Genomic DNA, 12088 nt, shown 5'->3' with positions numbered 1-12088 from the left:
ACTCGTTGTTTAAAACAAAACCTGTAATTTGGTAAGATTAAACAAAAAATACGGCAGGTTATTAGACAGACTGACGTTAGCCTTCATTAAAAAAAAACAAAACATGAGATTAAAAATTACTTTTTTTGCCTTATTATTTTTATTTTTTGGTGCATCAATTTATGCCCAGAATGGGAATAATAATAGAGTTACTGTCGAAGATCCAGTCGGAGCAAATAGTGAATACAAAGAAAATGATCAGAAATATAGAGAACTAGACAAGGAGTTTGATGAGTTAATGAAGCATTTTATGAAAATCTATAGGGAGATGAAAAACCAAGGATATAGTAAAGTTGGTGGTACCTTTTCTAAAGAAAGACTGGGAGTTTTTATAAGTGAAGCTAAAAATTATAAAAAAAATATTAAGAATAACGCTAAAGTAAGTAGCTTAAACAATCAGCTGAATGAATTAGCAAAGGTAACATCTCGAGGTGCGCAACCAAATCGTGTGGAGCTATTAAATTCAAAAATTAACGAAGTAGAGAGCGATATTTCAGCTGCTGAATTGAGAATAGCAGATATTGAAAAGAATGAGTCCAAAGAGGAACTTAGTGTAGGCTTTGGTAATACTAGTAGCTCTACTACAAACACTAACAGCTCCACGCCAACATCAGATTCCAATAGTAATGAAACTTCTCAATCTAGTTCTAATACACAAAGTAATGCGAGTACTGCAGATTTGCATTATCAAAATGCATTAGCAAGGCAACAAGTTTATAACCAAAATTTGGAAATAGCAGCTACGCAATTAGTAAATGTAGGTGCAAGCATAGTCAATGATATTCAACAGGCGAGGATTAGAAATGTAGCTGAAAAAAATAAATATATAAGCCAATACCTTAATAAGGTTATAATTCTAGACAAAGAGTGTTCGGACTTATATATCAATAATAATTATCAAGCTTTTTTAATAAAAGAGAAAGAACTTAGAAAATACGAAAATTATATAATTGATCATTTAAACTGGCTTATTGATAAAGAGGGAGATTCTAGATACAGAAAATTAAAAAAAGAAGTTTTTTCAAATCAAATAATTAGGCTAAAACAGATATTGCAATATGATACAGAGGAAATTTTAAAAAACCCCAACAATTACAAAAACATGAATCTAGTAAATTATTGTTCTAACGTTTATTTAGAAGAATTAAAAGATCTTGGAGGAGATTTAGTAGATGATAAGGGTTTTTTTAATTCGAAATCAAACCCAACAAGTATGACTAATTACAGTTGGTTTGTGTATTGGAGGGAATTTATTGATGAAGAAAGAAGAGAAAGAACACGAAGGATTTTAGAACTAAACAAAACAAATAATCTTTTAGACACTTACCATGAATTGGCATTTTATTTATCCAATAACTATGGAAATAGTGAACAAGATGAAAAGTTAGTAAAATATTTTTTAAATTCTAGTACAGAATTAAAAGAGAGTTTAACGAATAGACTTGTATATGCCAGGAACTATAAAAATATTACGCGTTCGGATATGCAGAACGATAGAATATATATAAGGGATGATAAACATTTGAGGTTTTTACTTGGAAGTTTAGAAGAAAAAATTTACAGCTATGAATTTGAAGATGTTTCAACTAAAAAAAGGAATAAAAAACCTTTACATAAACTGCTAAACGACAGTGATTTTGGCTTAAAAAATTCAAAAACAAATGAGCTTTTAAAAAAATGGATAAAAAGTGGTGAAAAGATAATTGGAAAAAGAGGGAGTAATGTAAAGTTACAAAGAGAAATTATCAAGCTTCAATTTTTTGAAGCTAGATCTGATTTTGACCATTCCCAAAACAAAGCGTATACGAATAAATTTTCAAAAAGTAGTAGAATCGTTTACGCTTCTATTGAATTCATAAACCCTAATCATAATTTAGCAGATTTTTCAGCAGATTTAAAAATGTATTATTACTACCAAGACGGCACCCTAATTAATTCTCCAAATATAGAAAATATAATACCCAAAGCCTATCCAACAATTATGATAACGGGTGGTTGGGGATATGCTGAAACCGGTGAAAATTGGACTATAGGCAGATATACTGTTGAAGTATGGACAGGAGACTTATTGCTAAAAACAGGATATTTTACTATTTACTAAAAAGAGTTATATACTTTTTATATGTTAATAAAAACATTGGTTGTATTTATAACTGAAATTTAAAACAATTGAATTTAAGTAAAACAAATGCTAACTTAAGATACACAACAACGTTAGCTATAATAGAAGAAACCTCCTGCATCTATGGAAACAAATGATAAATTGAGAGAACAGATTTTTGAAATAATAAAGAATCAACTCACAAACAGTGACCCTCCTGAAACTAAAATAACATTTGATAGATTGCGAAAACAAGGATTTGATGATTTTCAAACCAGACAAATGATTGGGCAATGTTTAGCTGTTGAATTATTTGATGTTATGAAATTTGGGAAACCATATGACAATGAACGATATATTAATAATTTAATAGCTTTGCCCAAGGAACCTTTTGATAAGATTAAATGAAAAAGACTCTTAAAAAAGAATGCAGGCTTCGTTCAGCAAAGAATTGGATAAAAACTTATTCAGGAAACAATGTTGTTAAGGGATATTCAAAAAAATATTCCGTTGACAAATTATGTGCTATTAAGGAGTTAAGAGTGCTTGGAATTGAAATTTCGGAAGAGTATGAACATCAATTTCAAAAGTCGGTGGAATCAAATAAACAGCAAAGACTTTCAGCAAAGAAAAAACAAGAGGATGAATTAAACACTTTATGCGGTTATGAAAGTGATGAGTTTTTTGCAATGATTATTGGATATACAAGCGGCGGACTTCCATATGGAGTGACACACAAAGAAATGAAAGATATAAAAAGTAAAACCGAAATTGAATAACCATGCCAGCAGGACAAGCACATACAACTTGGTTTCCTGAACTAAAGGACATTCTTAAAATTAGTTGGAATTCAAAACTGTCAATAGAACAACATTTTATTATAGTAAATGATTTGAACGAAAAATTAAAACAAATTCGTACGGATTTAAATATTCAGCCACCAATGATCTGGTGTCCGAATTGCCAGAAAAGACATCGCTCAAGATTTTCTGATGTTTCAATAACAGGAATGTATTATGCACTTAAAAGATTTAAGGTGTGCGAAAACGATGAATTTAATAAGCTATTAAGGGAATGGAAAAAATATTCAAAGTCAGAGAACATTGATATTTATGGTAATAAAAAGACTGGTAAAAGTATAGTGACAAATAATGATTAGATAAAGTACGACGGCACAACAAAGAACTGTGGTAAAAAACAAGTAAAATTTCATTAATCCTAATTAAATTAATGGCTATTTAATATAAATTGTATCTTTATATTTGTAAAGACGAATAAAATTTGTTTTTAAATAGTTCTTTTTAACTTTATTGTACAATTAGGTGTGCATATACGATTAATAGTGTTTTAAAAATTTGATATACAGGGTGTTATATATTTTGAAATAAGCCTCCCACGACCTAATTACTGCTCGATAAGTTATTCTGAATTATTTACTGATGAAAGAAAAAATAATTGCTTTTCAAAATTATACAAGTTAAACAAATAAAAACAACAAAACTAAAGTATAACTTACTAAGTTAATTGTAAAACAGATATTTATCTCTATTTGAATAGATATAATATCAAATATTATTATTCAAATAAAAAGTGAGCTATTCGGTGAGTACCAAATTTATATAGTTCATATATATATGATTATCAGATAATTATAAATTTATGGATAGTCCCTCCGTCTCCACGATTAAGCGTAAAAGCTTACAATTATGAATATAAAAAGCTCAACAAGTTCACTTGATTGAGCTTTGTTATTTATAAGTGTCTGGCCTGAAAGGACAGCTTTTACATTTACAGGACTGGAAACACTAGGGACGGGCGATAGCCACTCCCTCCGTCTCCACGATTAAAAATCTGAAGTTATTACAATTTATTAAAAGAAATAAGTATTTAATTTAATTTTTTTATATATTGCCAAACAACAATAGTCGCTTAAATGTCGTTTTGGCATTAATACTAATACCATAGTTTATCAAACATAATCCTAAATCCTCATTATGTATCTAGCACGTTCCTCAAGTACTATGCATGCCCAAGCTCCTTTTTATATTAATATTTTGGAAAACATCATTAGTGATGTTAATTCTAAAGAAAAGATAGAAATTGATTCTGCAATAATTGAAGCCAGACAAGTTGCAAAAGGAGAAAAAGAAATATTCTCAATTAACAACAATCATCATTTCTTTGTAGTAATGTTATTGACTTCCTACAGAGATCGACTTAATGACTTGACTAAAATTGGGATAAATCATGATACTTATCGCGAAATATTGAATTTGTTAAAATAGTCATTATGCTTTATGACATTTAAATCAATTGAACTATTACTTCTTCAATTAGAAACTGCGTTTTCTAAAAGTAGGAGTAATTCATATTCCGATAATAATAAAGAAGAACATTTCAATGAATTACATTGTTTATTCATTGAAATAAAGAATAGTAATTACAAGTCTTTTGGTAAAAACGATCTGGTTACTCACATACAAGTTTTAAACTATATTTTTACTGGGCTAGAGTATTTGGACAATAGTACTCTCAACGTTATCCCTTATGAAATAGTTTCTTGTCTAGAATTTGCTTTGGCAGATTGGATAACAAGCGATAATTTCATAATTGTAACATCCTTGTCAAATAAAATTACAGATTTCTATTTTGAATCAAGTTACAATGAGGATTACTTTAATAAACTCAATGATTATATTCAATCACATTACAGTATTATTATTAAACATAGGTTAATAAGGATTTGTTTACCCAAAGTCCTTTCAAGAGATTATTTATCCATTGTTGTACTTTATCATGAATTAGGTCATTTTATTGATAATGAACTTAATATAAGTTCAAATCTTACTTACGCTAAATTTGGGTATAAGACTACTTATCTTGAAAGTGAAATGAAATATTATCGCCATACAATGGAATATTTTGCAGATCTTTTTGCTGCCCAGTATATTAACAATGCTTCTAGTTCCTATCTAAATTATATTGCCTCAGAGCAAGGAGACTCTTCAACTCATCCGGCAACTAAAAGAAGAATAGAAGTTGTCGATAAGTTCATAAATGGTGTAAATTGTGATGAATTAAATGAGTTTAATAGAGTATTAGCCATATCTATAAGATCATTTATATCTATAAGACATACTAAAATTGAATTAGTTAAATCTGATTTATTATTATTAATTCCTCAAGAAGTTTCTTGTAATGAAGAATTGCATTATATCTTCAAACTAGGTTGGGATTTTTGGGATGACTCTGGTACTAATTTTTTAAAAGATTTTAGGCCTCGACAGAAGTATAATATCATTAATAACTTAATTGAAAAATCGATTTCTAATTTTACAGTTACACAAAAATGGGCAAAACTCTCTTAAAAAAAATTATTGGAGATAATTCTCCAGGAATATTAGCAAAACCCAAAATACTCGAATTGATTCGAAAAAAAGAGTTGATTATTACTCCAATGTTAGAAGAGAATCAGATTGGAGAAATTAGTGTTGATTTAAGGATTGGCACAGATTTTCTTGCTATGCAACAAGGAAGAAAAGCCTTTATAGACACCACTAATAATGATATCACTAGTAGATCAATAAAAAGCAATTTTACAGAATCAAGAAGAAGGATTGGAGAAACTTTCTTGTTACATCCTACACAAACAATATTATTTTCAACTCTAGAGTATTTAAAACTACCCAATAATGTTTATGCTAATTTAACCTTGAGAAGTTCATACAGTAGATTAGGGCTTATTATTTCATCTTTTTTACAGCCGGGTTATATAGGTTGTGCTTCTGTTGAAGTTGTCAATTCAGGAAATACCGCAATTCAAATAATTTCAGGAGCTCGTTTTCTTCAAGCTAAGTTTATTAAAATTAATGACAATTCTAACTATTTCAATTCTCATAGAAAATATACTTGTCAAGTTCGTCCAGTAAGTTCTAAAGCTAATGAAGATGAAGAGATTACAACCTTGAAGAAAATGATAGAATACAATAAATAGTTTTTTATATATATTTACTACGATTAACTCTTTATCTAACACCCAATAGACCTCATTTTGGTTACTTCTACATCTTTCCCTGCCAATAAAGAATCAATAGCATTTTCTTAATACTTAACTTTTATATTTTTAGTATCAATTGCTATTAATGAAAAAAAATGGCTTTTTAAATTGATTAGGATTTATTGCTTTAAGACACCTGGCTTGTAAAGATAGGTAGTTGTAATTGTGGCACTGGTTAGGAGGACCCATTGCAAAGCGTGCAATGAATTCCGACAACTTTTAAAGATTTCTTGAGTAGGTTAACTCTCTTTTTTTATTCAGATTTGTCAAATGATAAACAATCGCTCCTAATGAGTAGAAAATAACGTCAATATAGTCTCCTGTAAATCTTAAATCAATTTTTGGAATAATTATTTCAAATAATACTGAAATAATTAAAAGTCCAATTATTGTATGTTTTACAGGGATTTTATAATTAGCACTTCTTCTATTTTCATATAATTTGATAATTGAAAGAGTTATTGGGAAAAATAACAAGTCATCAAGATATGATGTCGAAAAGACTATACCAATGTTAAAATATTGAAATATTTGATTTATTAGGAAAATAACTGAAGAGATTACAAATAATTTCATAATCCTGTAATTATTCCAATTAAGATGATAATCACTAAAATTATTAAGAAGGTCATTAATCCACTACTTTTTTGCGTAACTACTATTTCCTTTGGTTTTTCATTAACTGTTTCCTGTTTCCGTTCTTTCCTGAGTTCCTCATCAATATATTCTCCACAAAATTTACATTTTTTTGCTTGTTTTAAAATTTCTTCTGAGCAGTAAGGACAATTTTTTGTTTCCATATTATTCTTTTTACTAATGAGAGTTAACGTTTACTATATGTAAAGTGGCGATTTCTAAGTGTTAAACTTTCCTTAAGTACAAAGTTTACACGAGCCAAAACACTTGATTTAACTATTGTTTCGTCTATCTTATATATATATTTAACATCTGGATTTATTGTTCTCGTTTTATTTCGATTAGAGTGTCAAAGCTATTCCTTAAAGCTAGTTGTTTAATTGTGTATATAAATCGTTCTATTTCTCTACCAATTATAGCTTCGTAATCAGCACTCATTGAATTAAAATCATTTGGTAAAAGGTTAGAGATTGCATAGTTTATTCCAGACAATGTTGTTGGAAAATCAATGAAAACTAATTTGTCATCTTTAATTTCTGTTTCCATACTTATAAATCTAGGGCGACCGGCATATTGAAATGATACATTTTTTGAGTTAAATCCTCTTTTTAGCTGTTCAAATTGAAGATTCACGTCAGGGTTTAGTTTATTGGGTATTATAACTTGAATTTTACAATCTTTATATTTTACATCTTCTACTTCAAATCCGTCATTTTCTATCAAAAATTTACATGTTGGTAACAGTAAATTTTCAAAGTAGCCAGAAGCCAATGTTGAGGATGGAAAAAAATTAATATCTGAGTCAATTTGATTTTTAAAAAGTTCACTTACCTGACTAATAGCCGAAACAAAGCTGGGCGTATCTAATTTTTCAAATCGAGCAAGTGAAATACCTGTGATATCTGATAAAACTTTTAATTCCTTATCTATTACGAAAGCACATTTAGATAAACCTAAGCGACCTATAAAAAGACCTAACTCAAACAAAACATTATCTCTAGGTTGCATTACTGAATCTCCTCGATACTTTACTTCATCATCAGTTGTCCCAATTAACAAGCCAAAGTCGAATTGCAGTGATGCTCTTAGTAAATCATTTAAAAAATTATTATTTATCTTGAATACAGAAGTATCCCAAACATTATCATTCCAAATTGTTACCTCAAAATCTCTTTCAAGTATTACTTTAGCAGCATTTGCAAGACCAAGTTCTTCGGATGAAGAGCCAATAAAAATTCTTTTTTTTCTCATTATGAATATATTAATTCTCCTTTTTCAAAATAGCCTAAATAAAGTTCATTGTGAACATCTGCAATCAATTCGTCTAAATCCGCCTTTATCCTTTTCATTGAGTCAACTGTGTCTTCTTTTAAAGGTTTTTCGGTTCCATTAGGGCTCTCGACACTTCTGCGGTATTCACTGTTGTGAATTAATTTTTGAAGTTGGTTACTTATTGCTTTAGCTATGTTTATTTCTTTACCTATGTGATAATATAAATCGTTATCACCAATTGAATGAACTATTGTTGTTAAATGAAAACTGCTAATATCTATATCTGCATCAGCTTTTAATGTTTTTAAAAGCCGAATTCCTTTTCTAGAACCATCATTTGTGTTATCTCCTTTTGTGTTAACTTGACTAATATGTGCAAAAGGGTAGTCCATAATTTTCTCATCTTTTGTGAAATCGAATAAGTATATTCCTTTATAATATTCACTAGATGTTTCCAAGTATTTTTTTGTGTTGTACCAAAAACAAAAAACAATGTCAACTTTTCTATTTAGTGATTTATTAAAAATAGAAATGTTCTTTTTTCCTGTTTTATCAACTTCATCATAAATAGCCTCCATTATTTTTTCAGATTGACTTCTTAAACTTTTAATATCTGAATTTGGCTTTGAATCAGTGTAGGGGTTATCGTTCGGAACTCCTATACCAGTGAATTGATATCTATCTATAATTGTGAGTAAATCAAAATCACTATGAACTTTTATATTTGTTGATGTAGTTACTGAGCCTTGAGTTCTATACGCTCTTGAAAAATGTAAGTCATAACCATTTTCTAAATGTTTTTGAACTCTATTCGCAGCTTCAATAGTCTTATCGTTATATTTTTTATCAATTCTAACCATTGATTCCATAAGGTATTTTATATTCTTTGGAATACTGGTTGAACTGAAAGATTTTGTCAAAAATGATTCATTCAATTCGTTATCAAATCTTCTTATACTTAGATTCTGTAATCGCTTTTCGTAGTCTATTGCCATTCGGTTTGATTTATCTCGTTGCTAACATATTGGGTTTAGTTAATAGTAATTATACCCCTCAATTGTAATTAATACTTTTCTTTAGTGGCGACACTTACAATGCCGCATTCCTAATTCCTTTGCTCTTTCAACCGTCAATTCATACACTTTAGATTTACATCGTTTAAAAGAGGCATGCGATGTAGTAGGATGATATATCTTACTTTGCCCACAACGATATACTATATCTGAATTACTTTCCTCTTGTATCGTGTTAAAAATTCCATCTACTTCATGCTTTGAATCATCTTCAAACGAATCTTTCAAATATGTTGGTTGACTTTCATAAACAGATTTCACCTGTTTAGATTCCCTTCCCAAAAAAAATATTAGAAGAATGACTATAATAATACTTGTGTTTTTTAGATGTTTATTTTTCATACTAAAAAAACTTATTATTTAATCTTATTTAAGTTCTTCTATTTTTTCTTTTCCTGATTGAAACGTTTCTAAAAGAGTTTCAAAATCTTTTATGAAAACAGTATTATCGCTTCCATATTTTTCTAATCTCATAGTCCAAGTCAGCTTATTTTTATTAATATAATAACCTATTCGAAAACCATCGTCCGAGACAAATTTATTTTCGAGATAATCTGACGTAGCATTTAAATCCAATTCTGACTGGCTTTTTAATTTTATCAATGCTTTTTGAACTTCTAATAAATCATCATACGCAATTGAGGCCGTTTTTGTGTCATATTTACCTTTCTTTGAAATCTGAAGAAAAAATTGTTCTTCATTTCCACTAGTTATTTTTCTTATTCTAGACTGTACAACACTATATAACATTGCCTTAATATTGGGAAGATTATAATCTTCGAATTTGATTAATACTCCTGTTTTTGACACAAAATCGAGCATTTTAGAGTTTTCTTCTTTTTGTTCTTTTATTTCTTGACTAAATGCCCCATTTATAAAAAGTGAGCACAACAATATCATAATTAATTTTTTCATAATATTTACCATTTTAGAGTTTTCTTACTTGCTTTGTTCTGTTCGTTATACATCATTAAAATAGTTGAGTAATTGCACATCCCTATTTCACAATAAGTTTTTATTACTGTTTTCAATAAAGAAGAATTGGTAGCTTCGGTGAGCTTTTTAAATGCTTTTAAGTTCTCTTTTTCCATCATTCTTAATGTTGATGGGTCATCCATTCCAATAGCAGAATAATCATCCTTTACTTGTTTATTTATAAAGGAAATCACCTTGTGCTTATTTATTTCATTCTCGACAAAATTTATTGGACTTACAAACGATTGTGAAAATACATTTGATGCAAAAAGTATACAGCCTAATACTATAATTAATTTTTTCATAATATTTTATTACTTAGATACTTCCCAATTTTCTTAATATCCAATCGACGATGAAACTTAATTTCAAATACACCGATCCCGCTAATCCAAATTTTAAAATCACTATCGCCGTCAAAAGTTCCAGCAGTTTCCACTGAAAAAGATGATATTTTTGAATATGGAAATGATCGAAATTCTTTTTTACTCCCTGTAAAACCTTGGACGTCCATTGCAATTAGCCTTTTATCAGTAAACCAAACTTTATCTCTTGTATGCTTAAAGGCCAACTCTACCAATTCATCATCAACTAATAAATTTGAAACACCAATTAATTTGTCTTTCTCATCTATCTCATTTATTACACTAACCTTTACTAATAAATCAATTTTCATATCTACTTATTTATGAAGTATGACAATCTTTTGAACAATAGTAACAACCATTTACTTGTGAATAGTGTTCTTTTGCTTTTTTAACAGCAGCATTACAGCTATTATAATCACCTAAATATATTCTATTGTGTACTTCGGGTAACCAAGAACATCCTGTAGTATGGACTTCATGGTCTCCATTTTCTTGAGCATTTTTATTCACATAGTATTTTGACATAATTTTATATTTTTAAGTTTAACAATTCAAAATTAAGCCCCTTAAAAAACAAAACCTTACGGAATCCCGTAAGGTTTAAAATTTCAAATTAACAATACACAAAGTATTAAGCGTACTGTATAAGCTTCCAAGTAACTGCCTTACCTCCATATGGAGGCATTGTATTACCCTCTGCAATTGGAGCAGTGGTTGAAGGAGTTCCAACTACTTTCCAAATACCAGATTCCGGACATTTATGCCCTGTTTTTACTGTTGTACCTATTGGTTTTTTTGACATAATTATTTTTTAAAGTTTAACACTTCAAATTTAAAGTCATTATAAGTCAATACATTACGGCAATCCGTAACGGGCAAAAAAATTATAAAAAGGAAGTTGTTAAATAAGCCCTAAGTCTTTTACAGTAGCTACTAAGTGTGTAGCATTATTGGCTTTAAATTGTATTTTTAGTTTGTTTAAATGTTTTTCTATAGAACTCAAACTATTGGGGGAAATGTTTTCTTCTTTAAAATAGCTGCTTATTTCATCTTGTGATAAGCCAAAAGATAATTGTTTTACGAGTTCTAAGTCGTAATCATCAATTTCCAAATTAGAGCGATCACTTAAGGCTTTTGCTACTTGGGGAGAAAGATATTGCACATTATTATAAACAGTATGAATGGCTTTTGATAATTCTTTTAAGCCGTGTCTGCCTTTACATACATATGATTTAATATTGCATGTATTTATTAAGGTTCTCACTTTTTGAAGCCGATCTTCTACTGAATACATAATAACCTTTAAATCAGGTTGTACTTCTTGTAAGGCTCTAATTAAGGTTTCACCTGAAGGATATTTTTGCTCGCGATGATCTACTTTGAATGATAAATCAGAAATCAATAAGTCATAAGGTTTTTGGTCTTTTATCGCTTTTTTAATTCTAAGATATGCATCATCGCAGTATTGTACTTGGTCAATTTCTGAAATATTTAATTCCAACAATGCAATTTTAACACCTCTATTGATGTCATCCATATCTTCTACAACCAATACCTTTTTAAACAT

At 29.1% G+C, this 12088-nt stretch carries 18 protein-coding genes; 7 read left to right on the top strand and 11 right to left on the bottom strand.

Annotated features, from left to right (window positions below; translation table 11 throughout):
• The first annotated feature begins 103 nt into the window (after nt 1–103).
• The 7 genes from D3P13_RS05240 to dcd all read left to right on the top strand — a co-directional run bounded on the left by D3P13_RS05240 (nt 104) and on the right by dcd (nt 6134).
• The gene (locus D3P13_RS05240) at nt 104–2140 is read left to right on the top strand and encodes a hypothetical protein (protein ID WP_117880214.1); all 2037 of its coding nucleotides are present in this window, start codon (nt 104–106) and stop codon (nt 2138–2140) included.
• A gap of 144 nt (nt 2141–2284) precedes the next feature.
• The gene (locus D3P13_RS05235) at nt 2285–2548 is read left to right on the top strand and encodes a hypothetical protein (RefSeq protein ID WP_117880213.1); all 264 of its coding nucleotides are present in this window, start codon (nt 2285–2287) and stop codon (nt 2546–2548) included.
• Nucleotides 2545–2919 (top strand): hypothetical protein, encoded by a 375-nt coding sequence (locus tag D3P13_RS05230; RefSeq protein ID WP_117880212.1) that lies wholly within the window; start codon nt 2545–2547, stop codon nt 2917–2919. Before D3P13_RS05235 ends, D3P13_RS05230 begins: the two co-directional genes overlap by 4 nt.
• A 2-nt stretch (nt 2920–2921) precedes the next feature.
• Nucleotides 2922–3299, top strand: coding sequence for a hypothetical protein (locus D3P13_RS05225; protein WP_117880211.1), 378 nt, complete (start codon nt 2922–2924; stop codon nt 3297–3299).
• An 835-nt stretch (nt 3300–4134) separates the two neighbouring features.
• Nucleotides 4135–4425, top strand: a complete 291-nt coding sequence (locus D3P13_RS05220) for a hypothetical protein (protein WP_117880210.1) — start codon at nt 4135–4137, stop codon at nt 4423–4425.
• A 12-nt stretch (nt 4426–4437) separates the two neighbouring features.
• Nucleotides 4438–5508, top strand: coding sequence for a M48 family metalloprotease (locus D3P13_RS05215; protein WP_117880209.1), 1071 nt, complete (start codon nt 4438–4440; stop codon nt 5506–5508).
• Nucleotides 5490–6134 carry a dCTP deaminase gene (dcd, locus tag D3P13_RS05210; RefSeq protein ID WP_117880208.1) on the top strand — a complete coding sequence of 215 codons (645 nt, stop codon included), beginning with the start codon at nt 5490–5492 and terminating at the stop codon, nt 6132–6134. The genes D3P13_RS05215 and dcd overlap by 19 nt, the downstream gene beginning before the upstream one ends.
• Before the next feature lie 282 nt (nt 6135–6416).
• Here dcd and D3P13_RS05205 read toward each other — a convergent pair whose 3' ends face one another.
• The 11 genes from D3P13_RS05205 to D3P13_RS05160 all read right to left on the bottom strand — a co-directional run bounded on the left by D3P13_RS05205 (nt 6417) and on the right by D3P13_RS05160 (nt 12088).
• A complete protein-coding gene (locus D3P13_RS05205) occupies nt 6417–6773 on the bottom strand; it encodes a hypothetical protein (protein ID WP_117880207.1) in 357 nt (118 codons plus the stop codon).
• Nucleotides 6770–6997: a hypothetical protein gene (locus D3P13_RS05200; RefSeq protein ID WP_117880206.1), complete on the bottom strand. Its 228-nt coding sequence runs from the start codon at nt 6995–6997 to the stop codon at nt 6770–6772. The genes D3P13_RS05205 and D3P13_RS05200 overlap by 4 nt, the downstream gene beginning before the upstream one ends.
• Before the next feature lie 154 nt (nt 6998–7151).
• On the bottom strand, nt 7152–8084 hold the full coding sequence (cap12, locus tag D3P13_RS05195) for a CBASS system CD-NTase-associated NAD(+) hydrolase Cap12 (protein ID WP_117880205.1): 933 nt from the start codon (nt 8082–8084) through the stop codon (nt 7152–7154).
• Nucleotides 8084–9100, bottom strand: a complete 1017-nt coding sequence (locus D3P13_RS05190; RefSeq protein ID WP_117880204.1) for a hypothetical protein — start codon at nt 9098–9100, stop codon at nt 8084–8086. Before D3P13_RS05190 ends, cap12 begins: the two co-directional genes overlap by 1 nt.
• 81 nt (nt 9101–9181) lie before the next feature.
• The gene (locus D3P13_RS05185; protein ID WP_117880203.1) at nt 9182–9520 is read right to left on the bottom strand and encodes a hypothetical protein; all 339 of its coding nucleotides are present in this window, start codon (nt 9518–9520) and stop codon (nt 9182–9184) included.
• 24 nt (nt 9521–9544) lie between these two features.
• Nucleotides 9545–10093, bottom strand: a complete 549-nt coding sequence (locus D3P13_RS05180) for a hypothetical protein (RefSeq protein ID WP_117880274.1) — start codon at nt 10091–10093, stop codon at nt 9545–9547.
• A 5-nt stretch (nt 10094–10098) separates the two neighbouring features.
• The gene (locus D3P13_RS05175) at nt 10099–10458 is read right to left on the bottom strand and encodes a hypothetical protein (protein ID WP_117880202.1); all 360 of its coding nucleotides are present in this window, start codon (nt 10456–10458) and stop codon (nt 10099–10101) included.
• Complete coding sequence (locus tag D3P13_RS05170; protein WP_117880201.1) at nt 10455–10829, bottom strand: PH domain-containing protein; 375 nt, start codon at nt 10827–10829, stop codon at nt 10455–10457. Before D3P13_RS05170 ends, D3P13_RS05175 begins: the two co-directional genes overlap by 4 nt.
• A 10-nt stretch (nt 10830–10839) precedes the next feature.
• Nucleotides 10840–11046, bottom strand: a complete 207-nt coding sequence (locus tag D3P13_RS05165; protein ID WP_117880200.1) for a hypothetical protein — start codon at nt 11044–11046, stop codon at nt 10840–10842.
• Between the two features lie 106 nt (nt 11047–11152).
• Nucleotides 11153–11323, bottom strand: a complete 171-nt coding sequence (locus D3P13_RS22055) for a hypothetical protein (RefSeq protein WP_198679960.1) — start codon at nt 11321–11323, stop codon at nt 11153–11155.
• Between the two features lie 99 nt (nt 11324–11422).
• Nucleotides 11423–12088, bottom strand: coding sequence for a DNA-binding response regulator (locus tag D3P13_RS05160; protein WP_117880199.1), 666 nt, complete (start codon nt 12086–12088; stop codon nt 11423–11425).

This window comes from Aureibaculum luteum (assembly GCF_003449015.1).
Lineage (GTDB): Bacteria > Bacteroidota > Bacteroidia > Flavobacteriales > Flavobacteriaceae > Aureibaculum > Aureibaculum luteum.
The sequence above is the reverse complement of the archived record's forward strand: the minus strand, read 5'-3'. Positions and strand labels throughout refer to the sequence as shown.

Bases quoted from the DNA above. Each gene is read 5' to 3' on its own strand.
- D3P13_RS05240 (WP_117880214.1), top strand. From the start codon at position 104: ATGAGATTAAAAATTACTTTTTTTGCCTTATTATTTTTATTTTTTGGT.
- D3P13_RS05180 (WP_117880274.1), bottom strand. From the start codon at position 10,093: ATGAAAAAATTAATTATGATATTGTTGTGCTCACTTTTTATAAATGGG.
- D3P13_RS05170 (WP_117880201.1), bottom strand. From the start codon at position 10,829: ATGAAAATTGATTTATTAGTAAAGGTTAGTGTAATAAATGAGATAGAT.
- D3P13_RS05220 (WP_117880210.1), top strand. From the start codon at position 4,135: ATGTATCTAGCACGTTCCTCAAGTACTATGCATGCCCAAGCTCCTTTT.
- D3P13_RS05160 (WP_117880199.1), bottom strand. From the start codon at position 12,088: ATGTTTAAAAAGGTATTGGTTGTAGAAGATATGGATGACATCAATAGA.
- D3P13_RS05200 (WP_117880206.1), bottom strand. From the start codon at position 6,997: ATGGAAACAAAAAATTGTCCTTACTGCTCAGAAGAAATTTTAAAACAA.
- D3P13_RS05190 (WP_117880204.1), bottom strand. From the start codon at position 9,100: ATGGCAATAGACTACGAAAAGCGATTACAGAATCTAAGTATAAGAAGA.
- dcd (WP_117880208.1), top strand. From the start codon at position 5,490: ATGGGCAAAACTCTCTTAAAAAAAATTATTGGAGATAATTCTCCAGGA.
- D3P13_RS05225 (WP_117880211.1), top strand. From the start codon at position 2,922: ATGCCAGCAGGACAAGCACATACAACTTGGTTTCCTGAACTAAAGGAC.
- D3P13_RS05215 (WP_117880209.1), top strand. From the start codon at position 4,438: ATGACATTTAAATCAATTGAACTATTACTTCTTCAATTAGAAACTGCG.
- D3P13_RS05235 (WP_117880213.1), top strand. From the start codon at position 2,285: ATGGAAACAAATGATAAATTGAGAGAACAGATTTTTGAAATAATAAAG.
- D3P13_RS05165 (WP_117880200.1), bottom strand. From the start codon at position 11,046: ATGTCAAAATACTATGTGAATAAAAATGCTCAAGAAAATGGAGACCAT.
- D3P13_RS05185 (WP_117880203.1), bottom strand. From the start codon at position 9,520: ATGAAAAATAAACATCTAAAAAACACAAGTATTATTATAGTCATTCTT.
- D3P13_RS05230 (WP_117880212.1), top strand. From the start codon at position 2,545: ATGAAAAAGACTCTTAAAAAAGAATGCAGGCTTCGTTCAGCAAAGAAT.
- D3P13_RS22055 (WP_198679960.1), bottom strand. From the start codon at position 11,323: ATGTCAAAAAAACCAATAGGTACAACAGTAAAAACAGGGCATAAATGT.
- cap12 (WP_117880205.1), bottom strand. From the start codon at position 8,084: ATGAGAAAAAAAAGAATTTTTATTGGCTCTTCATCCGAAGAACTTGGT.
- D3P13_RS05175 (WP_117880202.1), bottom strand. From the start codon at position 10,458: ATGAAAAAATTAATTATAGTATTAGGCTGTATACTTTTTGCATCAAAT.
- D3P13_RS05205 (WP_117880207.1), bottom strand. From the start codon at position 6,773: ATGAAATTATTTGTAATCTCTTCAGTTATTTTCCTAATAAATCAAATA.